At 70.3% G+C, this 24049-nt stretch carries 27 protein-coding genes; 16 read left to right on the forward strand and 11 right to left on the reverse strand.

All coding sequences use genetic code 11. The annotated features are described in order from the left end of the window. Positions 1–5: 5 nt before the first annotated feature. Positions 6–338: a hypothetical protein gene (locus tag CC117_RS12915; RefSeq protein WP_241830054.1), complete on the forward strand. Its 333-nt coding sequence runs from the start codon at positions 6–8 to the stop codon at positions 336–338. On the opposite strand, the gene CC117_RS40505 is transcribed toward CC117_RS12915, so the two are convergent. Next, positions 325–1698 carry an MFS transporter gene (locus tag CC117_RS40505; protein ID WP_407673510.1) on the reverse strand — a complete coding sequence of 458 codons (1374 nt, stop codon included), beginning with the start codon at positions 1696–1698 and terminating at the stop codon, positions 325–327. The genes CC117_RS12915 and CC117_RS40505 overlap by 14 nt on opposite strands. Between CC117_RS40505 and CC117_RS12920 the strand changes: the two genes are divergently transcribed. Continuing rightward, positions 1595–2113, forward strand: coding sequence for an AAA family ATPase (locus CC117_RS12920; RefSeq protein WP_071084010.1), 519 nt, complete (start codon positions 1595–1597; stop codon positions 2111–2113). The genes CC117_RS40505 and CC117_RS12920 overlap by 104 nt on opposite strands. Before the next feature lie 381 nt (positions 2114–2494). Here the strand turns inward: CC117_RS12920 and CC117_RS12925 are convergent, their stop codons facing one another. From CC117_RS12925 to CC117_RS12935, 4 genes are all read right to left on the reverse strand, one after another. Continuing rightward, a complete protein-coding gene (locus CC117_RS12925) occupies positions 2495–2866 on the reverse strand; it encodes a hypothetical protein (protein WP_198541819.1) in 372 nt (123 codons plus the stop codon). A gap of 47 nt (positions 2867–2913) precedes the next feature. Beyond that, positions 2914–3135, reverse strand: a complete 222-nt coding sequence (locus CC117_RS38015) for a hypothetical protein (RefSeq protein ID WP_198541820.1) — start codon at positions 3133–3135, stop codon at positions 2914–2916. 109 nt (positions 3136–3244) lie between these two features. Beyond that, entirely contained in the window at positions 3245–3550 is a 306-nt protein-coding gene (locus CC117_RS12930; protein WP_241830055.1) for a DUF5615 family PIN-like protein, read from the reverse strand. Positions 3551–3557: 7 nt separating this feature from the next. Then, positions 3558–3815, reverse strand: coding sequence for a DUF433 domain-containing protein (locus CC117_RS12935; protein WP_071083932.1), 258 nt, complete (start codon positions 3813–3815; stop codon positions 3558–3560). Between the two features lie 182 nt (positions 3816–3997). Between CC117_RS12935 and CC117_RS12940 the strand changes: the two genes are divergently transcribed. From CC117_RS12940 to CC117_RS12970, 8 genes are all read left to right on the forward strand, one after another. Further along, positions 3998–4273 (forward strand): SCO4848 family membrane protein, encoded by a 276-nt coding sequence (locus tag CC117_RS12940; RefSeq protein WP_071083933.1) that lies wholly within the window; start codon positions 3998–4000, stop codon positions 4271–4273. Positions 4274–4368: 95 nt separating this feature from the next. Beyond that, a complete protein-coding gene (locus CC117_RS12945; protein WP_131803061.1) occupies positions 4369–4854 on the forward strand; it encodes a hypothetical protein in 486 nt (161 codons plus the stop codon). Between the two features lie 316 nt (positions 4855–5170). Continuing rightward, on the forward strand, positions 5171–5410 hold the full coding sequence (locus tag CC117_RS12950) for a type II toxin-antitoxin system HicB family antitoxin (RefSeq protein WP_084132001.1): 240 nt from the start codon (positions 5171–5173) through the stop codon (positions 5408–5410). A gap of 148 nt (positions 5411–5558) precedes the next feature. Then, the gene (locus tag CC117_RS12955; RefSeq protein ID WP_116287774.1) at positions 5559–5984 is read left to right on the forward strand and encodes a transposase; all 426 of its coding nucleotides are present in this window, start codon (positions 5559–5561) and stop codon (positions 5982–5984) included. 8 nt (positions 5985–5992) lie between these two features. Next, a complete protein-coding gene (locus tag CC117_RS12960) occupies positions 5993–7015 on the forward strand; it encodes a DDE-type integrase/transposase/recombinase (RefSeq protein ID WP_071083935.1) in 1023 nt (340 codons plus the stop codon). Further along, positions 6955–7176 carry a type II toxin-antitoxin system HicA family toxin gene (locus CC117_RS39795; protein ID WP_256385380.1) on the forward strand — a complete coding sequence of 74 codons (222 nt, stop codon included), beginning with the start codon at positions 6955–6957 and terminating at the stop codon, positions 7174–7176. The genes CC117_RS12960 and CC117_RS39795 overlap by 61 nt, the downstream gene beginning before the upstream one ends. A gap of 32 nt (positions 7177–7208) precedes the next feature. After that, a complete protein-coding gene (locus CC117_RS38925) occupies positions 7209–7484 on the forward strand; it encodes an SCO4848 family membrane protein (protein ID WP_071083936.1) in 276 nt (91 codons plus the stop codon). A gap of 166 nt (positions 7485–7650) precedes the next feature. Continuing rightward, a complete protein-coding gene (locus CC117_RS12970; protein WP_071083937.1) occupies positions 7651–8190 on the forward strand; it encodes a hypothetical protein in 540 nt (179 codons plus the stop codon). A gap of 29 nt (positions 8191–8219) precedes the next feature. On the opposite strand, the gene CC117_RS12975 is transcribed toward CC117_RS12970, so the two are convergent. Then, positions 8220–8978 carry an SDR family NAD(P)-dependent oxidoreductase gene (locus CC117_RS12975; protein ID WP_071083938.1) on the reverse strand — a complete coding sequence of 253 codons (759 nt, stop codon included), beginning with the start codon at positions 8976–8978 and terminating at the stop codon, positions 8220–8222. 368 nt (positions 8979–9346) lie between these two features. Between CC117_RS12975 and CC117_RS12980 the strand changes: the two genes are divergently transcribed. Next, a complete protein-coding gene (locus tag CC117_RS12980; protein WP_071083939.1) occupies positions 9347–9736 on the forward strand; it encodes a VOC family protein in 390 nt (129 codons plus the stop codon). A 161-nt stretch (positions 9737–9897) separates the two neighbouring features. On the opposite strand, the gene CC117_RS12985 is transcribed toward CC117_RS12980, so the two are convergent. Both CC117_RS12985 and CC117_RS12990 read right to left on the reverse strand, forming a co-directional pair. Continuing rightward, positions 9898–10659 (reverse strand): SDR family NAD(P)-dependent oxidoreductase, encoded by a 762-nt coding sequence (locus CC117_RS12985; RefSeq protein ID WP_071083940.1) that lies wholly within the window; start codon positions 10657–10659, stop codon positions 9898–9900. 148 nt (positions 10660–10807) lie between these two features. Continuing rightward, positions 10808–12511 carry an aldo/keto reductase gene (locus CC117_RS12990; RefSeq protein WP_071083941.1) on the reverse strand — a complete coding sequence of 568 codons (1704 nt, stop codon included), beginning with the start codon at positions 12509–12511 and terminating at the stop codon, positions 10808–10810. Positions 12512–12712: 201 nt separating this feature from the next. On the opposite strand from CC117_RS12990, the gene CC117_RS12995 reads away from it, so the two are divergent. From CC117_RS12995 to CC117_RS34645, 3 genes are all read left to right on the forward strand, one after another. Beyond that, positions 12713–13984 (forward strand): aromatic ring-hydroxylating oxygenase subunit alpha, encoded by a 1272-nt coding sequence (locus tag CC117_RS12995; RefSeq protein ID WP_071083942.1) that lies wholly within the window; start codon positions 12713–12715, stop codon positions 13982–13984. Positions 13985–14068: 84 nt separating this feature from the next. Continuing rightward, positions 14069–16411 (forward strand): RecQ family ATP-dependent DNA helicase, encoded by a 2343-nt coding sequence (locus CC117_RS13000; protein ID WP_071083943.1) that lies wholly within the window; start codon positions 14069–14071, stop codon positions 16409–16411. A 244-nt stretch (positions 16412–16655) separates the two neighbouring features. Then, entirely contained in the window at positions 16656–17150 is a 495-nt protein-coding gene (locus CC117_RS34645; protein WP_084132006.1) for a hypothetical protein, read from the forward strand. 139 nt (positions 17151–17289) lie between these two features. Here CC117_RS34645 and CC117_RS13010 read toward each other — a convergent pair whose 3' ends face one another. The 3 genes from CC117_RS13010 to CC117_RS13020 form a co-directional block, all read right to left on the reverse strand. Continuing rightward, the gene (locus tag CC117_RS13010; RefSeq protein ID WP_321572604.1) at positions 17290–18069 is read right to left on the reverse strand and encodes a hypothetical protein; all 780 of its coding nucleotides are present in this window, start codon (positions 18067–18069) and stop codon (positions 17290–17292) included. A gap of 628 nt (positions 18070–18697) precedes the next feature. Continuing rightward, entirely contained in the window at positions 18698–20104 is a 1407-nt protein-coding gene (locus tag CC117_RS13015; protein ID WP_071083945.1) for a lysine N(6)-hydroxylase/L-ornithine N(5)-oxygenase family protein, read from the reverse strand. Between the two features lie 402 nt (positions 20105–20506). Beyond that, positions 20507–21424: an ABC transporter ATP-binding protein gene (locus CC117_RS13020; RefSeq protein ID WP_084132029.1), complete on the reverse strand. Its 918-nt coding sequence runs from the start codon at positions 21422–21424 to the stop codon at positions 20507–20509. A gap of 343 nt (positions 21425–21767) precedes the next feature. On the opposite strand from CC117_RS13020, the gene CC117_RS13025 reads away from it, so the two are divergent. Both CC117_RS13025 and CC117_RS13030 read left to right on the forward strand, forming a co-directional pair. Further along, positions 21768–22847: a FecCD family ABC transporter permease gene (locus tag CC117_RS13025; RefSeq protein WP_071083946.1), complete on the forward strand. Its 1080-nt coding sequence runs from the start codon at positions 21768–21770 to the stop codon at positions 22845–22847. 66 nt (positions 22848–22913) lie between these two features. After that, positions 22914–24011 carry a FecCD family ABC transporter permease gene (locus CC117_RS13030; RefSeq protein WP_071083947.1) on the forward strand — a complete coding sequence of 366 codons (1098 nt, stop codon included), beginning with the start codon at positions 22914–22916 and terminating at the stop codon, positions 24009–24011. The last annotated feature ends 38 nt before the right edge of the window (positions 24012–24049 follow it).

Here is a 24049-nt window from a genome sequence, read left to right on the forward strand (position 1 = left end):
GCCTGATGGTCGGGGTGGGCGCGACGCTGGCCGTTGTTCCCATGCAACCGGCGACTGCGGGTACAACAAACAATCCGCTGACGGCGGCGGGTACCGTCCGGTGTCAGGCCGGCTCGGCCGAATCCATCCTTATCGCCGGTGGCGGAGAGTCCCACGGCGCGTCCGTCGGGGTGAGCGGGCAGTTCTCGGTTACCTTCGGGAACCCGCAACTCCCCAGTATCGCGACTGCTCAGGTGCGGTGCGATATCGCAGGTAAACGAACCTATCCCACGACGAACTTCACCATGTACCGTCCGACCGTCGGGCAGGTTCTGAACGTCACCCTCACGGCCCTCTGATCAGCTGGTTACGGCAGGTGGCGCGCCGGGGCGCGGACACACCACCCGCCGTGATCTGAGGCTGGTAGCCCTGACTCGTGGGTGGGGCCGGTGGGCATGAACTGGCCACGGTGGGCTGTGCGGATGTGGCTCCTCGACTACGGCGGGGTGATGCGGGGCGCCACCCTCGCAACCTCGGCGCCGGCGAGATCGTCCAGCGACGAGCAGGATGGCCGCCACGAACCCGACGACCATGAAGACATCCAGGATGGCGGTCCCCTCGGTACAGGTGATGTCGTCCGCGATGAAGGTCGCGTCTGGCCCCGCAAGCGCGAGGCCGGCGAGCAGGGTCGGGGTGAAGATGCCCACCCCGTAGGTCGCGACGTCCATCAGGAACCACGGCACGGACGTGAGAAGGGCTCGCCGCAGCCAGCGGCGGGAGAACAGCCCGGCTGGATGAACGCCGAAATCCCCTCCGGAACAGGCTCGCCGCGGTCCCGGTCGGCGTCAGTGACGCGCACAGGCCTGTGGCCCAGTTCCTGAGACCTGCCGGGCCTCGTCCTCCCGATCGTTCTGCGCCAGCCAGCGAGGGCTTTCCGGTACGTTGCGGCGCAGCCAGACGACGAAGCAGCGCCGACCAGCCACCGGCCGCGGGATCGGGCCGGCAGGTCTCGGCGAGATACCCGGCGGCGATCGGATAGCCCAGGCCGATCGCCAGTCCGAGCACGAACCGGAAGGCGATCAGGGACCAGACATCCCAGGCCACCACGCACAGGGCAGAGAACGCGACGAACAGCACCAGATCGATGCGGAGGACCCGGCGCCGGCCGAACCTGTCCGCCAACGGGCCGAGCAGCGCGGCGCCGAACATCGCGCCCGCGATCGCCGCCGCGGATATCAGGCCGGTCTCCACCGAACTCGCCCCGAGATCCTCTTCGACCAATGGATTGGCGACTCCGATGATGAAGAAGTCTTCAGACGCCTTGCCCGCCACGGCACCCGCGTTCGTCGGCCACCGACCTCGCCCTTCGTATGCTCCAGGTAGACGTTCCGGTCCGCCAGCGCGGGTGCGAGGCTGGACGGGTGACTGAAGTCGAAGCGTGCGTCCTAATTCCTGATCGCGGCGGATGTGCGGACGTGGGCGATCTGGCATGCGGTGGTCGAGGCAGGCGAATCCGCCGAACGCCCTCAGCCCGTGCGGCATGAGTAGCCCCCGCCCCACTCGGCCGGAGGCGTCGGCCCGCGCCTCGGGCGCAACGACCGGCAGGGTGATCGTGATGACCGGGCCGCCTGGCGGGGGCAAGACCACAGTTGCCCGGCGGGTGGCCGACAGGCTCTCGCTCAGTGTGCATCTGCACGCTGACGACTTCTGGCACTTCATCCGGCAGGGCGCCGTCGCGCCCTACCTGCCCGAAGCACATCACCAGAACACGATCGTCGTCGACATCGTGGCCCACACCGCGTTCGGCTACGCCGCCGGTGGCTACGACGTCATCTGCGACGGCATCATCGGCCCCTGGTTCCTCGACGCGTTCCGTGCCGTGCGCACGACCAGCGGAATCGAGCTGCACTATCTCGTTCTGCGCCCCGATGAGGCGACGACGCTCCGCCGAGCGACCAGCCGGACCGCCACCGACGCGTTGACCGACCCCGAACCGATCCGCTCGCTGCACCACCAGTTCAGCAGCCTCGACATCCTCGAACCCCACGTGCTGGATTCCAGCCACATGGATCCCGCGGCCACGGCCGAGGTTGCGTTGCACGGCATCACCAACGGCCACTACCAGCTCGGTTGATCTCCATTGGTCCGACACGCGGTCCACAGACCTGACAGTTCCTCGGTACCGGGTGGATGGTCTCGACACCGAACGCCCCCAGGCGAAGCCCGTGAGGAAACGTAGTTCGGCCTGTGCGTCGAGCCGGTACCGAGTAGGTAGACCACCTCGGTGATCACAAGGGTGGGTTGATCAGCGGTTTAGATGGGTCTCCAGCAGGTCCGCGCAGGCCTCGTGATGTTGATCGTCGGTGTCGATGTACGCATAGAGCGGACCGGCGTCGACCACGAGGGCTATGACGCCACCTCGTTGGCGAGGATCTCCTCCATGCGTTCGGAGATGTCCTGCCGGCCGCTGCGGCCGGCGCCCCGCGCGCCGAGTACCCGCCGGCCGTTGGTCGTCTCAGTCCGTTCGAGAAGTTCGGCCGGGAGTGATGGCCTTCCCGCCGCGGCGCAACCTGGCGTAGGCGTCGGCGACGTCCTGCCGTCGATGGGCTTCGAGGATGCCGGCCGGGTCGTCGTACCACCGGCCAGGCCTTCGCTGGCGCTGATGCCAGAGGGTGGGCTGGTCGTGCAGGGCGTTGCGCAGGACGACTTCGAAGAGCCCGAGGGCCTCGTGGAACGCGGCGTTGATGCTGCTGTTCCACTCGTACAGGGCCACTGCCCGCTCGAGGTCATGGTTGCAGGTCCGTTCGTACGGATCGAGGCGTTCGGCGCTCAGCCTGCACCGGAGCTGGACAGCGAGGGCATGCGACGGGGTCCCGATATTCGACATCGGGCTACCGGTCTTCTAGATTTCGAGGTGGACACCCCGGATGGCCTCTACCGCTGGATGCCCTTGACGGCTCTGGCGGCAAGCCCCCGGGGTTTTTTCTGTCCGCCCACCTTATGGCGATCAACGTGTCCGAACTCGCGCCCCCACACGGAGACCACGGCTTGCAGCCGGTGCCAGGCTGGTGGGGTGACTCTGTCGAAGCGTGCGTCCTGGTTCTTGATCGCGGTGGGTGTGTGGACGTGGGCGATCTGGCCGAATTTGTAGAACATTCACTTATGACCTAGGTACGGCGCCGGAGGCCGTCGGTCGGGATCAGGGAATCAGGGGTAGTTTCCGGACCCGGACAAGACGGTCGGTGAGGACGATCATGCTGCCGTCCTACAGCGCTTCTGCCAGTTGGTCGAGGTTCGCGAGGAGAAGCCGCAGCTGCTCGGTGGGGCGGCGTCCGCCTTCACGGCGGAAGAGAATCACGGAAGGGCTGTCGAGGCCGGTTCGGGCGAGGATGCCGCCGAAGTCGGTGTCAGCTGAGATCAGGACTCGTCGCTCCTCGCGCGCGAAGCCGAGGACGGCGGTGTCGTCGGCCGCGCCGAGTCCGACGTCTCGGACATGGAGGACGTCATGCCCAGCCTCGCGGAGGCCGGTCGCGAGAGTGTTGGACAGGTTGTTGTCGAGGAGGAAGCGCACGTCGGGGTCACGCTGGGATGATCAGCGGAAGCTGCTGCTCGCGGACGGCTTCGGCAGCGAAGCGGAGTGCCTCGCGGATGTCGTCCTCGTCGAGGTCCGGCAGGTCGGCGATGACCTCGGTGGCGGACATGCCATCCGCGATCATTCCGATGACCGTCGCTACCGGGATGCGCAACCCACGGATACAGGGAACCCCACCCATCTGCGCCGGGTTCACCGTGATGCGGGTGAAGTGCACGGGCCACCCCCTCTCGTGCTTCAGCATACGGTGATCATGACTGTTCCGGGTTGGCGCGCTGAGACGGACCACGATGTCCCCATGAGCACGTGGCTGCTGACCGCRGGCTCCGGCGGCCGGGACATCGGCACCGCCTGGCGTGTCCAGCCTCACGCGCTGTGACAGCGCTCGGTTGGTCCGTCTGCTCATCTGGGTGCGAGGCTGGATGGGTGACTCTGTCGAAGCGTGCCTCGTGGTTCCTGGTTGCGGTGGGTGTGTGGACGTGGGCCATCTGGCCGAATTTCCTTCGGAACGTGTGGAAGGATGATCGTTCCTGGGACGACGGCCCGACCGGCTTCTTCACGGTCCACCTGGTCCTGACGGTCGCCTCCCTCGCGATCGGCTCCGTCGTCGGCTGGCTCGGAATCCGCGGAGCCCGTGCGGGCAGCCCCGGTGCCCCCAACGATGCCGCCTTGTCTGATCAGTTGATCAGTTCCGGTCGCTGACGCCGGCGATCGTGCGACGACCCTYGGCCCGCATCGCTGCGGAGTAATTCGTGGTCAAGGTGAACCGCGATGTTCGTTCATGCGTCCAACAAGCCATGACGTCAACGAGCATTGCTCGCAGGCTGACGGTTGCCGGTGCGCTTGCCTGTCTTGTGGTTGCCGGGTGTGAAGGCTCGGGCAAGCCGACGCCGCCACGGTCCTCGTCGGCGTCGACCAGCGGCGGCACCGGCACGCCGACCGTCGTCGACTGTGGGAGCGAGCGGATCGGGCCGGRCAGCCTGGCTGCCGGGGACGCACGGCGGTGCTTCGTCGAGGCAGTCGCCGCTGGGCGGGCAGCGACACTGGAAAGCACCGCGCTCAGCACAGAGGGCGATCCGACCGTCTACTCGCTCACCAGCGACACCCGAGGTGGCATCACCATCGTCGAGGACCGCAGCGAGGACCGGTTCCGCGGCGTGGGCACGCCAGCCCGGGTCCGCTTCGTCTGTACGTCTATCGACAGCGCCGGGGAGACTAGACCCGGCTATGCCGACCTCGTCGTCAACCGTCTGCGCGGCTGCACCTCTCCCGAGCCCGTCTGATCCACCGATAGTCAGACACTCCCGGTGTGACCGCTCTTGATCGGTTGGGGCTTCTCGCTCGGGTGCGAAGCTGGAGGGGTGACTCTGTCGAAGCGTGCGTCCTGGTTCCTGATCGCGGTGGGTGTGTGGACGTGGGCGATCTGGCCGAATTTGTAGAACATTCACTTATGACCTAGGTACTCCCGCGGGTCGGGAGTGGCCTTGTGTCTCTTGTGTGTATCGGGCTGTTGGAGATCGTTCCCGCTCGTATGGTCGACAGAGGTCGGTTGATCATCCCGAGGGGGTGGCGGTGAGTACTTCGCAAGGTGCGGCCGGTATGGCTAGGCTGATCTCCATGGAGCGAGTGGCGCGGCTGACGGCTGTCGTCACGCATGAGGGCGACTGGTACGTGGCGCGGGCCCTGGAGGTCGAGGTGACCAGCCAGGGCGGCAGCGTCGAGGAGTCGCTGGCGAATCTTCGCGAGGCGTTGGAGCTGTACTTTGAGGATCAGCCCTTCCCCGTGACTGCCGCGGACGGCCCCATCGTCGCTCCGCTGGACATCCGCCTGTCGGCGTGACACCTGCACTGCCCCGGGTTTCCGGGGCGAAGGTTGTGACGGCTCTGGGGCGTGCGGGCTTCGAGGAGGTCGCGACCCTCCCTGTCARCCTCGGGTGAGACACCCGCTGGGTGCGGGTTGGCTACGGGGGGCGTGATCGGAGATCCTCGTGTTCATGGAGTCAGACTCGCGGGAGCATGCGGGCGGGTCGCCGTCGCAGCGTGATCCGGCGCCGCGGCCGTCGCGGCGGGTGTTCAGCGCGGCGTACAAGCTGCGGATCGTCACCGAGTACGAGAACGCCCCGCACGGAGAGAAAGGCGCGATCCTGCGGCGGGAGGGGTTGTTCTCCTCGCATCTGGTGGAGTGGACCCGGGCCCGTGACGCGGGAGCCCTGGGAGGAACGAGTGGTGTGGTGCGTGGTCCGGAGAAGAAACCGGTGAAGTCGGCGGAGCAGATCGAGTTGGAGAAGCTACGCCGCGAGAACCAGCGGTTGAAGGCTCGGCTCGCGACGACCGAAACCGCGCTGGATATCATGGGAAAAGCGCGCGCGCTCTTGGAACAGGTCTCCGAGAGCGCGGACATCGACCGGCCGTAGAGCAGGTCATGAACGACGCTTTCGGTGAGCTACGTGCTGCCGGTGTTTCGGTGAGCCGGGCGTGTGCCCACACCGGATGGTCGAGGGCGACGCATTACCGTCACACCGCGCCTGGGGGGCGTCTGCACGGGCCGTGGCCGGCGCGGACACCGCCACCGGGGACGTTGACCGAGGCCGAGCGCGCCGAGGTGCTGGCGGTCCTGACCAGCCCGGCCTACCAGGATCTGGCGATCCCGCAGGTCTGGGCCCGGGAGCTCGACGCCGGCCGGTACTGGTGCTCGCTGTCGACGATGTACCGGATCGCCCGGGCCGCCGGGCAGACCCGGGAACGCCGTGCGCAGGCCACCCACCCGCCGCGGGTCCGCCCCGAGCTGACCGCGACCGGACCCGACCAGGTCTGGACGTGGGACATCACCGCGTTGAAAGGGCCCGCCAAAGGCGTCTGGTACAAGCTGTACGTCATCCTCGATATCTACTCCCGGTACGTGACCCGCTGGCTTGTCGCTGCCGCCGAGGACGCCGTGGTCGCGAAGGATTTCCTCGCCGACGCCATCGCCCGGAACGGTACCGCTCCTCGGGCGATCCACGCCGACCGTGGTGGGGCGATGGTCTCGAGGCCGGTCTCGGAACTCCTTGTCAACCTCAACGTCCACCGGTCGCATTCCCGCCCGCGAACGTCGAACGATAATCCGTATTCCGAGGCGCAGTTCAAAACTCTCAAGTACAGCTACGATTTCCCGGACCGGTTCGGGTCACTGGCCGATGCCAGGGCCTACTGCGAGGGGTTCTTCACCGCCTACAACCACGACCATCGTCATTCCGGGATCGGGTTCCACACGCCCGCCTCGGTCCACTTCGGGACCGCCGACCAGGTCCAGGCCCACCGCCAGGCCACCCTCGACCGCGCCCACACGGCGCATCCCGAGCGGTTCGCCCGCCGGCCACGGCCACCCCGCCTGCCCGAGACCGTGTGGATCAACCAGCCAGTACCCGACCAGCCAAGCAACAGCCAACTGTCTCAGTTGACTTGACACCTTCCGCGACGCGTGGCTCGCACTGCAAGCTGCGGCACAAGGAGAGCGCCCGGGTTGTGATCGTCCCGCTTCATCGGGAGCTGGCGACAGGCACCCTCGCCTCTGTTCTGCGCCAGGCGGGCATCGAGGCGGAGGAGCTTAGGACGTTGCTCACCTGAGCCCAGTGCGATCCCGGGTGCAAGCTGGACGGGTGACTCTGTCGAAGCGTGCGTCCTGGTTCCTGATCGCGGTGGGTGTGTGGACGTGGGCGATCTGGCCGAATTTCCTCCGGAACATCTGGAAGGATGACCGATCCTGGGATGACGGTCCGACCAGCTTCTTCACGGTCCACCTGGTCCTGACCGTCACGTCCCTCGCCGTCGGCTCCGTAGTCGGCTGGCTCGGCATCCGAGGAGCTCGTGCCGGTCGTGCCGATGCCGCCGGCGATGTTGCCTCGTCTGACCAGCTGATTGGTTCTGGTCGTTGACATGGGAGTCGCGAGGTCGCCGCTCGACGCTGGCGCGCTGTCGGTGCCTCCCACTCGCTGGCCGGTGACCGCGGGGTAGCCGGGGTGGTCGGGGAAGCTGACTTCGGCCGCGGGATCTGTAACGGCTCGGCGTGGCATGGGGGGTGTCCCGGGTAGCACCGGGAGCGTGGATGCGTCTGAGCTGGACATCGTCGACCGCCCGGCTGCCTCCGCTCGTGGTTGGCGTGTCCCCCTGCTCGCGTTCGCGCGGAATCCTGCCGGTTCCATCTACGGGACGGTGGTGGCCGACTCGGTGCTGGCGGTGGAGTCCGAGCGCCAGACAAAGCTGAGTGACCTGATCTACGCCGAGCTGATCACGGTGATCGTGTACTGGTTCGCCCACGTGTACGCCGACTTCCTCGGCTCGCCGCCGAGCGGGAGCCGCCGGGCCAGTCTGCACCGTCTCGCGGTGACGCTGGGGCATGAGTGGTCCCTGGTGACGGCGTCCTTCTTTCCGCTGGCCGCGGTGTTGCTGGCGGCGGCCGCCGGGGCGTCCATCCAGACGGCGGCGCTGGCGGGGATGTGGACCGGGGTGGCCGCGCTGGTGCTGTGGGGGCAGCTCGCCGGCCGTCGCGCCGGGCGCGGTGCCGTGGTCTCCTTCGCCTACGGAATGACCGCGGGCCTGTTCGGGCTCGCCCTGATCCTGCTGCGGGTGCTGCTGCACTGACGCACGGGCGCTGCGCCGCGGGTGCTCCGTCAGGTGTTGCGGCCGCCGTTGACGCCGATGACCTGGCCGGTGATGTAGCCGGCCTCCTCGGAGACGAGAAAGGCACAGGCGGCGGAGATGTCCTCCGGGCGCCCGGCGCGGCGGACGGGTGTGCGGTCGATGACGGTCTGTGGGGGCGTGGCGAGGAAACCGGCCTGGGCGGTTCGCAGCATCGGGGTGTCGACGAAGCCCGGTGGGATGGTGTTGACGGTGATGCCGCTCGGGCCGAGTTCGAGGGCCAGGGCCTTCGTGAAGCCGATGACGCCGGCCTTGGAAGCGACGTAGTGGGTCATGTACGGCACGCCGCTCTGGGCGCTGGAGGAGGAGATGTTGACGATCCGTCCCCAGCCGGCGTCGATCATGTCGGGGACGGCGGCCTGGCAGCAGTGGAACGTGCCGGTGAGGTTCACGGTCATGATCGACGTCCACGTGTCGAGGGTGATGTCGAGGAAGCTGTCGTGGCCGGTCCTTCCGGCGGAGTTGACGAGGATGGCGATCGGGCCGAGGTACTCCCGGACCTCGGCCAGCGCCTGATCGACGCTTGCGCGGTCGGCCACGTCGACGCCGACGGCGTGGGCGGTGCCGCCCGCGGCCTGGATCTCGGTGGCGACGTCCTTGGCGGGGGCCGCGTTGAGATCGAGGACCGCGACCCTGGCGCCGTCCTGGGCGAGCCGCAGTGCGCAGGAACGTCCGATGCCCGAGGCGCCGCCGGTCACGACGGCGACCCTGCCCGCGAGTGTCTGGACCATGTGGCGCCCCTCCAGTGTCAGCTTCCCGTTGCCCGCTCCGCCGACCGGATGGTCGGGATTCTTATTGTTTCCCAGCAAGGACGCCGATGGGCGGGATTGAACGGGGGAGCGGGGGAGCGGGAGGCGGATGACTCGCGGTGTCTCGACGTCCCGGCCGGTGCGGGATGGAGGAAGGCCGTTCGGGTCGCGCACGGCTGACTGATCGTTCCTACAGTGAGGCACGTCGCGCCGCGGGCGGCTCCGGCGGGCGGGCCTTCGAGGTTCTCCAGAGACGGTTCTCCAAAAACGGTTCTCCGGGGACGGGGCTGGCCGGGAGGGGTCCGCGGGACGCGATGTCGGTTGCCATCGGGTCAGCAGGGAGGACGTCAATGCCGTTCGACGGGGTGTCGCATGTGGGTCTGACAGTTCGGGACCTGGAGCGTAGCTGTGCCTGGTACACGGCGGTCCTGGAATGGAAGGAGCTGGTCCGCGGCCGTGGGGAGACGACGTCGTTCGCCCACGGGGTGCTTCCCGGCGGTCTCAGCGTCGTCCTGCGGCAGCACGACGAGAGCAGCGCGGAGCTGTTCGACGAGCGGCGCCCGGGGCTGGATCATCTTTCGTTCTCGGTGTCGGAGCGGGACGACCTGGACGGGCTGGAGAAGCGTCTCGCCGCGGCCGGCGCGGTCTTCACCCCGACCCAGGAGCTGCCGTTCGGCTGGCTGCTGGCCTTCCGCGACCCGGACAACATCGCCCTGGAGGCCATGCTCGGTCGGGGTTGAGAGGGTTCCCGGGGTGCCCGTTGCAACGGCGGGCATCCCGGGGTCCGGACGGCGGTCGCGGTGCGGCCGGGTCAGGTGTCGCGGCCGGCTCAGGTGTCGCAGCCAGCTCAGGTGTCGCGGCTGGCTCAGGTGTTGCGGCCAGCTCAGGTGTCGCGGCTGGCTCAGGTGTTGCGGCCGCCGTTGACGCCGATGATCTGGCCGGTGATGTAGCCGGCCTCCTCGGAGGCGAGGAACGAACAGGCGGCGGCGATGTCCTCCGGGCGGCCGACGCGGCGGACCGGGGTGCGGGCGGCGTGCTCGTCCACGCTCATCCCGAAACGGCCCTTCTTCTCGCTGTCGCGCAGCATCGGGGTGTCGACGAACCCGGGCGGGATGGTGTTGACGGTGATGCCGTTCGGGCCGAGTTCGAGCGCGAGGGCCTTGGTGAAGCCGACGACGCCGGCCTTGGAGGCCACGTAGTGGGTCATGTAGGCCTGGCCGCTGTGGGCGCTGGAGGAGGAGATGTTGACGATCCGTCCCCAGCCGGCCTCGATCATGTCGGGGACGGCGGCCTGACAGCAGTGGAACGTCCCCGTGAGATTCACGGTCATGATCGACGTCCACAGTTCGAGGGAGATGTTGAGGAAGCGGTTCGAGGCGGTCTTCCCGGCGGAGTTGACGAGGATGGCGATCGGGCCGAGGTCTTCACGGGTCTCGGCGAGGGCCGCGTCGACACTCGCGCGGTCGGCGACGTCGACGCCGACGGCGAGTGCGGAGCCGCCCTCGGCCTGGATCTCGGCCGCGACCTCCTTGGCGTCCGCGGCGTTGAGGTCGAGCACGGCCACCTTGGCGCCGTCGCGGGCCAGCCGCAGCGCGCAGGAACGTCCGATGCCCGAGGCACCGCCCGTGACGACGGCGACTCTGCCGATCTGTGATCCGGCCATGTTCGTGTCCTTTCGACGTCTTCCGCCCGCGCGGTGAGTGCGCGGCGGGAGAAGGTGATGGCTGCGCTGGACGTCCGTCTCGGGCAGCGGGAGCCCGTCCGGACGCTGGACCTGGGCCGGGCCGGACGCCCGTCGGATCGGGTGCCGGTCAGAGCGGATGTCCGTCGGCGGGCCCGTTGATCCCGTTGGGTCTGGTGTGCCGGTCGATCTCGGTCAGGGTCTCGGGGGGAAGCTCCAGGCTCGTGGCGGCGAGGACCTCGTCCAGGAAGGTCGTGCTCCGGGCGTCGACGCGCACCGAGGCGACGGGCTTCGTCCACTGCCAGGCCAGCGCCAGCTGGGTGGGCGTGCAGCTGAGCCGTGCGGCCACTGCCCGCACGATGGCCGGGTGCCCGGGACCGGGACCGTGCCCGGACGGGTCGGGCCCGGGCCCGGTGACGCCGATGAAGCCGAGGCCCTCCTCTGTGAGGAGGGGGAGGTGCTCGCGCTCGATGGTGSGTGCCGTCGGGCCGTAGGCGGCCTGCAGGKAGACGAAGCGGGTGCGGCCGGTGCGGTCACTGGCGGCGAGCGCCTTCATGAGCCTGTAGGCGGGAATGCCGGCGGCGCCCGTGTAGAGGACCTTGCCGGCGCGAACGAGATCGTCCAGCGCCTCGACCGTCTCGTCCAGTGGGGTCGCCGGGTCGTCGACGGCGATCTGGTAGAGGTCGATGTGGTCGGTGCCCAGCCGGCGCAGGCTGGCGTCGCAGGCGGCGCGCAGGTGGCGGCGGCTGTTCCGGCTGCCGTGACGGGCCGGGTCGGGTGCCGCGACGGCGCTGGTGGCCAGCACGACCTGTGCACGCCGGCCACGCAGAGCCGCACCGGTGATCTCCTCCGCCCGGGCGTGGACGTCGGCGTCGCGCAGCTCGGTGGGGTCGACGAGGTTCCCGCCGGCGTCGAGGTAACGGGTGACAAGCTCGGTCGCGGTCCGCTGGTCGCAGCCCCGGTGGGGGTCGCCGAGGACACCGGTGCCGAGGGCGAGCGGGGAGACGTACAGGCCACCGCGGCCGAGCGGCTGGTAGCGCATCGGCCGGGCGGCGGCAGCGCTGGATGTCACGCGCGGCCCGGCGGCGGAGGCGGCGGGGGGCACACGCGGTTCGGCGGTGGCTGCGCTCCGGGCCGTGCCCGGTTCGGCCGCGGGTGGATGGTTCGCCGCCGCCGGCGGTGTCGTGCCGCGGGTGAGGATCCCGTTCAGGAAGAGCCGCACGGCGTGCTGGAGGCGCTCGTCCTCGACCTCGGGAGCGCGGTAGATGCCGTAGGCGGCGAGCCAGGCGGGCATGGCACCGACCATGGCGAAGAACTGCTCGGCGGCCAGGGCGACGTCCGGGACGGTCACATCGCCGGCGCGCTCGTGGGCGTGCAGGAGATCGATGATGACCTGGATGCGCGGCGACCAGGTGGTGGCCTGGGAGCTGGCGGCGAACTCCGGGAACCGGGGGGACTCGGCGATGGCCATCCGGCTGAGACGGACGATGTCCGGGTCGACGGAGCGGGCGAGGATCGCCCGGGCGATCAGGGTGAGGGCGGCGGTCAGGTCGTCCGGCAGCGGTTCGAGGACGCGGGTGTCGCGTTCCTGGCGGGTCAGTGCCCAGGAGCTGACGGCGATGAACAACGTCCGCTTGTCGGGGTAGCGGCTGTACAGGGTGCTCTTGGTGACCCCCGCGGCGCGTGCGACGGCCTCCATCGTGGCCCCGTCGTACCCGTGTTCGAGGAACGTGTCGACGGCTGCGCGACGGAGTTTCTCGGTGAGCCGGGCGGCCTCCGCGGACGTCGGCCTRCCGGCCCGGGACCGTCCGCCGTCGCTCTGTCTGGGCTCCACCGGAAAAACGTACGAGTCCGTCGGCTTCTGCGTCAAGGCCTCCCATCGCACCGCTTACGAGGCACGGTGCCGCCCCTGYTTCCAACCACTGTCAGGCCTGATGGCAGGGGTGGTGGACCGGCATCCAGGGTGGTTGACCAAAACCGGACGGCATCGTACGTTTTCCTCCATCCCACCTGGTTGCAGTCACGGAGGCAGACCATGGCCCACTTCGCCAAGCCCACCGAGGGCAGCTGGACGGAGCACTACCCCGATCTCGGGACGGGTCCGGTCTCCTTCGAGGACTCGATCTCCCCGGCGCACTACGAGCTCGAACGCAAGGCGATCTTCCGGCGCACCTGGCTGAACGTGGGCCGGGTGGAGCAGATCGCCCGCGGGGGTGCCTACTTCACCAGGGAGATCCACGCCGCGAACGCCTCGGTGATCATCGTGCGGGACACCGACGACGAGGTCCGCGCGTTCCACAACATCTGTCGGCACCGTGGCAACAAGCTGGTCTGGAACGACTTCCCGCAGGCGGAGACGAGCGGTTCGGCGCGGCAGTTCATCTGCAAGTACCACGCCTGGCGTTACGGGCTGGACGGCGCGTGCACGTTCGTCCAGCAGGAGTCCGAGTTCTTCGATCTCGACAAGTCGAAGTTCGGTCTCGTCCCGGTGCGCTGCGAGGTGTGGGAAGGCTTCATCTTCGTCAACTTCGACAACGAGGCCGCGCCGCTGCGGGAGTATCTCGGCCGTTTCGCGGCTGGTCTTGAGGGCTATCCGTTCGGCGAGATGACGGAGGTCTACCGGTACCGGGCCGACGTGGGCAGCAACTGGAAGCTCTACATCGACGCGTTCGCGGAGTTCTACCACGCCCCGGTCCTGCACGCGAAGCAGTACGTGGGCGACGAGTCACGCAAGCTCCTGGGCTACGGCTACGAGTCGCTGCACTACGAGCTCGACGGTCTGCACTCGATGCAGTCCGCGTGGGGCGGGATGGCCCCGCCGCGGGACCTCRACATGGTGAAGCCGATCGAGCAGAAGCTGCGCAGCGGGAACTTCGGGCCGTGGGACCGGCCGGACATTCCCGGGCTGGACCCTCTTCCGTCGGGTGTCAACCCCGCCGGCCACAAGGCCTGGGGTCTCGATTCGTACGTCTTCTTCCCGAACTTCATGATTGTGGTGTGGGCGCCGGGCTGGTACCTCACCTACCACTACTGGCCGACCGCCTACGACAAGCACATCTTCGAAGGCACCCTGTATTTCGTCCCGCCGAAGACCCCGAGCGATCGGCTGCGCCAGGAACTGGCCGCCGTGACGTTCAAGGAGTTCGCGCTGCAGGACTGCAACACCCTGGAGGCGACCCAGAAGATGCTGGAGACCCGGGCCGTCTCGGAGTTCCCGCTCAACGACCAGGAGCTCGCCGTCCGCCATCTGCACTGGGCTGYCGCCGCGCAGGTTGCCGCCTTCGAGAGGGAGGCCGGGGACGTCTGAGGCCTCGCCTGCGCTGAGGCCTGCGCCGAAGCCGCGGACCCGTCGGAGCGCCGGACTGTCGGTGGCGTTCGGTAGACAGGGGGTATGGCGGAACTGGCGGCGGACGGCACGGGCACTCTCCCGGCGGCATCCGGCGGTGCGTCGCCCGGCGGCCTCCCGGCCGGCGGGGACGGAGCATCGCGGGAGCGGGCCGAGGAGATGCTGCGCGCCCTGGCCGGTCCCGGGGCGGTGCTGCGCGACGACCAGTGGCGGGCGATCGACGCGCTGGTGACCGGCCGGCGCCGGGTGCTGCTCGTCCAGCGCACGGGCTGGGGCAAGTCGGCGGTGTACTTCCTCGCCACGGCGCTGCTGCGCGGTGGTCTGGGCGGCGGGGCCGGGCGGGCCGGGCGGGCCGGGCCGACGGTGATCGTCTCGCCGCTGCTGGCGCTGATCCGCAACCAGGCGGCCGCGGCCGCGCGCCTCGGCGTGCGGGTCGGGGAGATCCACTCGGGCAACGTCACCGAGTGGGACGAGGTGTACGCGGCGCTGCGGGCCGGTGAGCTCGACCTGCTGCTGGTCGGCCCGGAGCGGCTGAACAACCCGACGTTCCGGGACGACTACCTGCCCGAGCTGGCGCGTACGACCGGGCTGCTGGTCGTCGACGAGGCGCACTGCATCTCGGACTGGGGCCACGACTTCCGTCCGGACTACCGCCGCCTGCGGTCGCTGATCGGCGGGCTGTCGTCCGACGTGCCCGTCCTCGCGACGACCGCCACGGCGAACGCGCGGGTGGTGGAGGACGTCAGCGAGCAGCTCGGCGCGGGTTCGGCGGAGGCGGCCACGCTGGTCCTGCGGGGGTCGCTGGAGCGGGAGAGYCTGCGCCTCACCGTGGTCTGTCTGCCCACGGCCGAGGAACGCTTCGGCTGGGTCTCCGACCGGCTCGCCGAGCTCCCCGGCTCCGGGATCGTCTACACGCTGACCAAGCCCGCCGCGGAGGAGCTCACCGCGTTCCTGCGGACCCGCGGCCACCCGGTGGCGACGTACCACGGCGGGACGGAGCCGGCCGAGCGGATCGCCTCCGAGGAGGACCTGCTGGCCAACCGGGTCAAGTGCCTGGTCGCCACCAGCGCCCTCGGGATGGGCTTCGACAAGCCGGATCTCGGGTTCGTGGTGCATGTCGGGGCGCCGAACTCGCCGATCGCCTACTACCAGCAGGTCGGCCGGGCCGGCCGGGCGCTGGAGTCGGCCGATGCGATCCTGCTGCCGGCCGCGGAGGACCAGGCGATCTGGAAGTACTTCGCGGACACCTCCTTCCCGCCCGAGCACCTGGTGCGGGTGGTGCTCGGGGCGTTGGAGCAGGCGTCGCGGGCGATGTCGACGCAGGCGCTGCTCGCCGTGGTCGATCTGGGGCCGGGTCGGCTGGAGCAGATGCTGAAGGTGCTGGACACCGACGGCGCGGTGCGCCGGGTCAAGGGCGGCTGGGAGTCGACCGGCGCGCGGTGGGACTACGACGCACCCCGCTACGCCCGGGTCTCCGCAGCGCGCGCGGCGGAGCAGCAGGCGATGCTCGACTACATCGCGACCACGACCTGCCGGATGGAGTTCCTGCGCCGCGCCCTCGACGACCCGCACGCGAGCCGCTGCGGCCGCTGCGACCGGTGCACGGGTCGGGAGTGGACGTCCGTGGTCTCGGCCGAGGCGCGTGCCGGCGCCCGCACCGAGCTCCGGCGCCCCGGTGTCGTCGTCGAAGCGCGCCGGATGTGGCCGACGGGCATGCGCACGCTGGGAGTCGAGGCGTCCGGGCGGATCCCCGCCGCGGCCGGCGCGCTTCCCGGCCGGGCGCTGGCCCGGCTCAACGACCTCGGCTGGGGCAGCCGCCTCCGGGCCCTGCTCAGCAGCCCGCCGGCCGCCCGCGGAACCGACCCGTACGCGGCCGGCGCCGGCCGCGCCGACCCGGATCCGGGAGCGCACAGCTCCGGGTCCGGTGATCCCAACAGCACCGCCGGCTCCGGTGTCGCCGGGCTCGACCGGCCGGTGCCCGACGACGTGTTCGAGGCCGTGGTGCAGATGCTCGCCGCGTGGAAGTGGGAGCGGCGCCCGGCCGCTGTCGTGACGGTCGCGTCGAGGACCCGGCCGCGGCTCGTCGCCAGCCTCGGCGAGCGCATCGCCCAGGTGGGTCGGCTTCCGCTGCTCGGGGAACTGCCCCGGATCGCCGCCGGGCCGTTCGCCGGCCAGGTCCACAACAGCGCGCACCGGCTCGCCGGTCTGTGGTCGGCCTTCGAGGTGCCGCCCGCGCTCACCGGCGCGCTGGGTGACCTGCCCGGCCCGGTCCTGCTCGTCGACGACCTGATCGTCACCGGCTGGACGATGACGGTGGCGGCTCGTGCCCTGCGCGCGGCAGGCGCACCCGGGGTCCTGCCGCTCGCCCTCGCGGTCGAAAGCGGCTGAGGCCCGAGTCGTGTCTCCGCGCCAGCTCCCCGCCGGTGTCGCGACCTCCGCGATCGGCGGGCTGTACCTCGCCTGGCTGCTCACCCGCGAATGCCGCTCGGGCCGGGCCCGAGCAGGCCTGAGCGGGCCTGACCGGCGGGGTCCCTGAGAACACCGCCGAAAGCGGTGGTGGGCGGCTGGGCCCGGTCCATAAGCTGCATTCCGTGGCCGGGAATGACCGGATCAGTTCGGGGCGGGGGGTCTGGTGGCGCTGCGCGACGTGCTCGCTGCCCGGGTGGCTGGTTTTCTGGTCCCGGGGGAGCGGGTCGAGTCTGTCTTCCTGGCTCAGACCGGGTTGCCCCCGTACCTGGGAGCGGTTCCCCTGCTCGGAAGCACCGTGTTCCTCCCCCTCGCTTCTCGCCTCCCCTGGCCGTACCCCATGGCCGCTCTCGCCGTGTTCTCGGTGCTGATACTGGCCGGGCTGTGGCTGCACATGAGCCGGCTCCAGAACAGGATCATCGTCGTCACCGACCGCGCCATCCTGGTACTACGGGCCGGCCTGTTCGCCTGGGCCACTCCGAGCGCGGAGGCACCGCTGGCGCGCCTGCCACGAGAGACTGCTCTGGGGCCGCTGAGAGGCCCTTACGGGTCCCTCCGCCTGGCGGGCGAGAAGCTGTGGATATCCTTTCCCGCCCGTCGGCGCGTCGCCGCCGCGGACGCGATCCTGGCGGGCTCACACCGYGGACGCGCCGGGGTGTGAGCCCCGCTCTGCGGGGGTCTCTGCTCAACCGGCAGCTCGGTGGCTCAATCGGCAGCTCGGTGCCGTGCTCAGGCTGAGACCGACCCTGCCCGTCGGGCAGGGATGCCCGCCGTCACCATGCGCCCGGCGCGCCTGCGGCCTACTGGTTGGTCAGCTTGCCGGCGATCTGGTCGATGAAACCCTGCTCGATGTCCGGCGGCGGGACGTCGCCGACGTTGGTGACGTCGAGCTCGACGGCCACCTGGCCGACGTAGAAGTAGATCGTGTCGAAGACGTAGCCGTAGGTGCCGTACTCGTCCGTGATGCCCATCGTGGTGCGGACCAGCGCGGTGGTACCGCGCGGCGTGGGTGGTGTCTCCACCGCGACGATCTCGTAAGTCAGGCCGTTCTCGTCGGTGCCCGCGAGCTGCTCCTCCAGCGCCCCGCGGTAGCAGTCACCGAAAAGTGGGCTGGAAACGATTTCGGCGCTCTGGCTGATCTGGCTCGCGGGCAGAATCTTTGCCCGGCTGAAAACCTGGAACTCGGATTCCTCGGTGTTGGTGAACGTGTCGCCCGTCGTCTCGTCCGACGGCGGGGGCGGGTCGTACCCGGGGACGCCGACACACTCGGCGATCTCGGCGCGCATCGCGGTGCTGTCGCTGTCGGGCTCGTCGGCCCCACCCGAGCTCTCGAAGCCCGCCGTCTCCGGGGCGGCCGTCAGCACGTAGTCGCTGGCCTGCAGGTCTCTCGCGGGCGCGGCGGCCTGCGTGGGCGGGACCGCCGGGACGGTCGCGGCCACCGGTGCGGCGCCCGGCGTCGCCGTCGCCGTCGCCGGGGGGATCGCGAGGCTGCCCTCCTGACAGCCGGCGAAGAGCACTGCCAACGCCGCCGCGGCAATCCAGCCGGTCGCCGCCCGGACTATGTTCCGCCCTCGTCGCATGCCGCCCATCTCCAGCCTCCGTGATATGCACCCGAGTCGTACGTGAACGACGACGACTCCCCTTATCGACCAGCAACACGATGCCGGAGAAAAACGGCTCCGCGCCAATTCCGAGGATGTCGTTCGCGGGACATGGGATGGTCGGGAGACTATTCGACAGGAATGTGGCCGGGTGGCTTCCGGCGGGTCGTCGTGATGCCACCCTTGACAGCGGGACGCCGGGGTTCGCGGCGGGCGCGGCCGTGCAGCGAAAACGCCAGGCCCGTCGGTGACGGGCCTGGCGGTGATCAGATACTGCGGGACCCGGCCGGGCCGGGTGGTCAGGCCTTGCTGGTGGTGGGCTCGGCCCAGGACAGGCTGTCGCCGGGCAGCAGCGGCAGCTCGACGGCCTTCTCGCCGCGGACCCCGCGGGCTGGATGTGGTTGGTCTCGGTCATCACGGCGCCGACGACCTTGGCGCCGAACAGATGGTTCATCCGGTCGCCGCTGTAGGTCTGCATGGTGCCCGTGCGGTCGACCGCCGTCGCGAGGGACTCGGAGGAGGCGGTGAACCGCGCCGTGAGCGCGTCGCTGTCGGTCAGGGCCTTCTCGCCGGAGGCGAACGCGCCTTTCAGGCGAGGCTCGCCGGGTCAGTTCTGCGGCTGGGCGTTGGGCCGGGGGTCGAGATAGGGCGGGTCGGGCAGGGACGCGTGGGGGATGCCCGGCGCGATCGCGGCCAGGGGCGCTTCGAGGTCCTGGCGGCGCAGGACCGAGCCGAGGATCTCGCCGGCCCGGATCGAGATGTTCGACAGCAGTGACGAGGAGATCCCGTGCGCGTACTCGCTCGCCCCCGGGATGTAAATGCCGGCGCTGGTGTCGGGCGTGGTGTCGACGCTGTAGTCGCGGCCGACCTGGAGCTGGCCGTCCTGCCCGACGAGGCAGAACGAGTCCATCCCRCCGAGCACCTTCCGCGGGTCGCGGGCGTGGTAGCCGGTGGCGAGCACGACGATGTCCGCCTCCAGCACCCGCTTCTCGCCGGTCGGYAGATGACGGATGTGCAGGCGGGTGCCGTCGGGGAGCTTCTCATACGACTCCACCTGGGACGCGCGCAGGAAGTGCAGCCGGCGCGGGCCGCGGACCTTCTCCTGGTAGGTGCGGCGGTAGAGCTCGTCGATGAGATCGAGGTCGACCGCGGAGTAGTTGGTGCCGCGGTGGTATGTCAGCAGCATCTCCCGGACGCTTTCCGGGGCGTGGTAGAACTCGCCGACCGCGTCCGGGTCGAAGATCTGGTTGACGAAGCCGCTGTTGTCGGCGGGGCTCAGCCCGTACCGGGAGAACACCGCGTACACCTCGGCCTGCGGGAAGCGGGTGTGCAGGTGCTCGGTGACCTCGGCGGCGCTCTGGCCGGCGCCGATCACGACGAAGCGCTGGCGCGGTGTGGTGGGCAGCGCGGCGAGCCGGTGCAGCAGGTCGGTGTTGTGCCAGGTCCGCTCGTCGAGCACCACACCGTCGGGAACCCGGGGCGCCAGCCCGGCAGCGATGACGACGTTGCGGGCGCGCCGGACGACGGTGCGGTCCGGCTGTCCCGGCCGGCGGCTGATCACGTCGATGTAGGCGATGACGCCCTCGTGGACGACCGGCCGCAGGTCGAGCACCTCGGAGTCGTACTCGACGAGGTCGTCGAGCCGGCCGGCGGCCCACTCCAGGTAGTCGTGGTACTCGCACCGCAGCGGAAACATCGTCTTGTGGTTGATGAAGTCCACCAGGCGGTTCTGCGTGTGCAGGTAGGACAGAAAGCTGAAGCTGCTGGACGGATTGCGCAGCGTCACGAGGTCCTTGAGATAGGACACCTGCATCGTGGCCCCGTCGAGCAGCATTCCCCGGTGCCAGCCGAAACGGGGCTGGCGTTCAAGGAAAACCGCGCGTAGGGCGGCCCCGGCGGAGACGCTGCTGTTGTGTTCCTCGATCGCGATGGCCAAGGCGATGTTCGAGGGCCCGAAGCCGACTCCGATGACATCGTGCACACCGAGTTCCGCGGTCGGTGGACGGTCTCCCACGGCTGCCCCTCTTGTCGGTTGATCTGACCGGATGGGTCCGGCTGGACGTGAATTTAGGTTAACTTAACTTATGTTCGGGATGRCATGTTGTCCTGTCAAGGAGTTCGCCGAGGTCGGTGCGGCTGGGGCGTGAACTGCGGCCCGAGCGACGAGGGTCTGGTGGGGCCGGATTCGCGTGGCCGCAGGGCATGGCGGACATCGGGTCGGTCGGCCCGCCGGAATCGGCGGGTGACGGGCCGACGGGCCGGGGGGCGGCGGGCCGCGGCGCGCGGCGCCGGTCTGGCGGCGGCGGTGTGCTTCGGGGTGGACGCGTTTGTCCGCCTCTGTGATGGCTAGCTATAGGTTAGCCTAACTTTACATCTGGCGTGGGCGGATCGCTGCCTCAGTCCGCCTGGCGAGCGGTCAGCGGGCGCCGGCGGCCACGGCCGCCCGGCCCGTGCGGGTGTCGCCGCCCTCACCGGTGCCGTGCGACATTGCCGGGGCCTCCCGCGCGAGCTGCCGGCGGCGCGCCCGGGCGGCGGRCACCACCAGCGGCGTCCCGGTCTCCGGGTCCGGCACGACGATGCACGGCATCCCGAAGACCTCCTCGACCAGCTCCGCGGTGACGATCTCGCTCGGATCGCCCTGCGCGACGATGCTGCCGGCCTTCATCGCCACCAGATGGTTGGCGTAGCGGCAGGCCTGGTTGAGGTCGTGCAGCACCGCGACGAGCGTCCGGTTGCTCTCCTCGTGCAGGTCCGCGCACAGGTCGAGGATCTCGATCTGGTGCGCGACGTCCAGGAACGTCGTCGGCTCGTCCAGGAGCATGATCGGGGTCTGCTGGGCCAGTGCCATCGCGAGCCAGACCCGCTGGCGCTGTCCGCCGGAGAGCTCGTCGACGTAGCGGTCCGCGAGGTCCTGGGTGTTGGTGGCGGCGAGTGCGTCGCGGACGGCCTCCTCGTCCTGCCGCGACCACTGGCGCAGCAGTCGCTGATGCGGGTAGCGGCCCCGGGCGACCAGGTCGGAGACGAGGATGCCGCTCGGGGCGATCGAGGTCTGCGGCAGCAGCCCCAGCCGGCGGGCGACCTCCTTCGACGGCAGCGACCGGATGAGCGCCCCGTCGAGGTAGACCGCCCCGGTGCGGGGGCGCAGCATCCGGGCCAGCGCGCGCAGCAGCGTCGACTTGCCGCAGGCGTTGGGGCCGACGACCACCGTGAAGGAGTTGTCCGGGATGCGGACGCCCAGATCGGTGGCGACGACGCGCTGCTCGTAGGCGAGGGTCAGATCCTCGGCGTACAGCCGGGGCTCGCCCGGCGACGTGCCCGCTGCGGCGGCAGCCATGCCCCTGGCGGCGGCCGTGCTCGCGGAGCCGCCGGCCGCGTCGGCCGTGGCCGACGCGGCCGGAGTGCTCGACGCGGCCCGCGCGGTCTCCGTCCCGTCGGGGCCTCGGGAGCTGTCGGTCCCGTGCTGTGCCGCCTGGCGCCGTCCGCGTCGTATGTCCAAGGCCTCAACCAATCCGATCATATTAAGTGAGCCTCACTTATCCTGTGGGCTCGTCCCGTTGCTGGTCAAGGGCGGTCGGTGACGGCGGGCACGGTCCGTGGCGAGTCCGTCGTGCAGGGATTTGACTCGCACAGGTAAGCCTGACCTAAATAGCGGGGTGAATCAGGGAGCGGCAATCCGGATGCCGGCCGGACAGACGGTGCAGGCGGCGCGGGCGCCCACGCCGCCTGACGGGGGCCTTGACGGGCCGGCGGAGCCGCCGGCGCTCCGCGCCGTCCGGCCGCTCGGGCTCGCCGCCGCGGTCGCGCTGCTCGCGGCCGGGGTTCTGTTCAGCATCGCTCTCGGCGCCAAACAGCTGCCGCTCGCCGATGTGTGGCACGTGCTGTGGCACGACGACCGCTCCGAGACCGCCGTCATCGTCCACGACCTGCGTGTCCCCCGGACGCTCGTCGGCCTCGTCGTCGGCGTGGGGCTGGGGGTGGCCGGCGCGCTGGCGCAGGCGTTGACCCGCAACTCCCTCGCGGACCCGGGCCTGCTCGGCGTCAACCTGGGCGCCTCGGCGGCAGTGGTGGCCGCGGTGTCGTTCCTGGGGGTGACGACACCCGCCGGCTACATCTGGTTCGCCCTGGCCGGCGCCGGCGCCGCGTCCGTCGCGGTGTACGTGCTCGGCGCCACCGGCCGCGCCGCGGTGGCGCCGGAGCGCCTCATCGTCGCCGGGGCCGCGCTCAGCGCGGTGCTCGGCGCGTTCACCTACGGCGTGGCCTTCCTCGACCACGAGACGTTCGACCGGCTGCGCTTCTGGGACGTCGCCGCCCTCGACCGGGCCGACCTCGGGCAGCTCGGCGCCGTCGCGCCGTTCATCGGCGCGGGGGTGCTGCTGGCCGTCGTGATCGCCTCGGCGCTCAACGCGATGGCGATGGGGGAGGACGCCGGCCGCGGCCTCGGGGTCCACGTGGTTCGTACCCGGGTGCTGGGCGTGCTCGCGATCGCGCTGATGTGCGGCGCGGGCACCGCGGCCGCCGGGCCCATCACCTTCGTGGGGCTGGCCGTGCCGCACGTCGCCCGCGCGATCTGCGGGCCGGACCAGCGCTGGGTGATCGCCTACTCGGCCGTCCTCGCACCGACGCTGCTGCTCCTCGCCGATGTGGTGGGCCGACTGATCATCGCACCCGCCGAGCTGGAGGTCGGGGTCGTCACCGCCCTCGTGGGCGCCCCGGTGTTCATCGTGCTGTGTCGGCGCGCACGGTTGGGCCGTTTGTGAGCGGGCCGGGCGTCGACCTGGCGACGATGACCGCGGCCACGGCTGGTGCGGGGAGGTGAGCGGGCGATGACGCGGGCGGCAGTGAGCGGGGCGGCGAACGCAACGGTGGACGGGGCGGTGGGCGGGGCCACGACGCGAGGGTGGGTCCTGCGCGACCGCGGCGACCGGATGTCCCTGCGGGTCGACGGCCGGGTGGTCGCCGTGTGCGCGGGCCTGTTCGCCGCCATCCTGGCAACCAGCGCCGTGACCATGACGACGGGCGACTACCACGTCTCGGTCGGGGCGGTGGTCGACAGCATCCTCGGTCGGGGCAGCTCGGGAACGGACTTCGTCGTCCGCACGCTGCGGCTGCCGCGGCTGCTCACCGGGATCATGGTGGGCGCCGCCCTCGCGGTCAGCGGGGCGATCTTCCAGACGATGACGGCGAACCCGCTCGGCAGCCCGGACATCATCGGTTTCACCGCCGGCTCGTCCACAGGCGCTGTCCTCGTCATTCTGGTCCTGCACGGCACCGTCTACGAGACGTCCCTCGGCGCACTCCTCGGTGGGTTGGTCACGGCGGTCGCGATCTACCTGCTGTCGTTCCGGCGTGGGGTCGCCGGCCCGCGGCTGATCCTGGTCGGGATCGGGATGGCGTCCATGCTCACGGCGGTGAACAGTTACCTGATCGCCCGGGCCACGCTCGGCGACGCGATCACCGCCCAGACCTGGCTGCTGGGCAGCCTGAACCGGCGAAGCTGGGACAATGTCCGTCCGCTCGCGATCGCCATGGCGGTGCTGCTGCCGGTCGCGTTCTATCTGAGCCGGCGGCTGTCGATGCTCGCGATGGGGACCGACACCGCGCGGGCGCTGGGCGTTCCGGTGGAACGCACCCGGCTCGCCCTGCTCGGGACGGGCGCGGCGCTCGCCGCCTGCGCGACGGCCGCGGCGGGCCCGATCGGCTTCGTGGCGCTGGCCGCGCCCCAGCTCGCCCGGCACCTGACGCGCACGGCGGGCGCGGGACTCCTCCCGGCGGCGCTGCTCGGCGCGCTGCTGGTGGTGGCGGGGGACCTGGCCGCCCAGCGGGYGTTCGCGCCCTCGCAGCTTCCGGTGGGAGTGGCGACGAACGCGGTCGGCGGTCTGTACCTGGTGTGGCTCCTGTCCCGGCAGCGGCGGCGGCTGTGAGGCCGGTATCGATTGACTATCAACAATTGCTTAAGTTA

The sequence above is a fragment of the Parafrankia colletiae genome, assembly GCF_001854655.1.
Taxonomy (GTDB): Bacteria; Actinomycetota; Actinomycetes; order Frankiales; family Frankiaceae; genus Parafrankia; species Parafrankia colletiae.

Coding starts and splice junctions, on each gene's coding strand:
- CC117_RS12915 (WP_241830054.1), top strand. CDS start 6: ATGGTCGGGGTGGGCGCGACGCTGGCCGTTGTTCCCATGCAACCGGCG.
- CC117_RS12920 (WP_071084010.1), top strand. CDS start 1,595: ATGACCGGGCCGCCTGGCGGGGGCAAGACCACAGTTGCCCGGCGGGTG.
- CC117_RS40505 (WP_407673510.1), bottom strand. CDS start 1,698: ATGAAGTGCCAGAAGTCGTCAGCGTGCAGATGCACACTGAGCGAGAGC.
- CC117_RS12925 (WP_198541819.1), bottom strand. CDS start 2,866: ATGTCGAATATCGGGACCCCGTCGCATGCCCTCGCTGTCCAGCTCCGG.
- CC117_RS38015 (WP_198541820.1), bottom strand. CDS start 3,135: ATGTTCTACAAATTCGGCCAGATCGCCCACGTCCACACACCCACCGCG.
- CC117_RS12935 (WP_071083932.1), bottom strand. CDS start 3,815: ATGCTGAAGCACGAGAGGGGGTGGCCCGTGCACTTCACCCGCATCACG.
- CC117_RS12950 (WP_084132001.1), top strand. CDS start 5,171: ATGGCTAGGCTGATCTCCATGGAGCGAGTGGCGCGGCTGACGGCTGTC.
- CC117_RS12960 (WP_071083935.1), top strand. CDS start 5,993: ATGAACGACGCTTTCGGTGAGCTACGTGCTGCCGGTGTTTCGGTGAGC.
- CC117_RS12975 (WP_071083938.1), bottom strand. CDS start 8,978: ATGGTCCAGACACTCGCGGGCAGGGTCGCCGTCGTGACCGGCGGCGCC.
- CC117_RS12980 (WP_071083939.1), top strand. CDS start 9,347: ATGCCGTTCGACGGGGTGTCGCATGTGGGTCTGACAGTTCGGGACCTG.
- CC117_RS12985 (WP_071083940.1), bottom strand. CDS start 10,659: ATGGCCGGATCACAGATCGGCAGAGTCGCCGTCGTCACGGGCGGTGCC.
- CC117_RS13010 (WP_321572604.1), bottom strand. CDS start 18,069: ATGCGACGAGGGCGGAACATAGTCCGGGCGGCGACCGGCTGGATTGCC.
- CC117_RS13025 (WP_071083946.1), top strand. CDS start 21,768: ATGCCGGCCGGACAGACGGTGCAGGCGGCGCGGGCGCCCACGCCGCCT.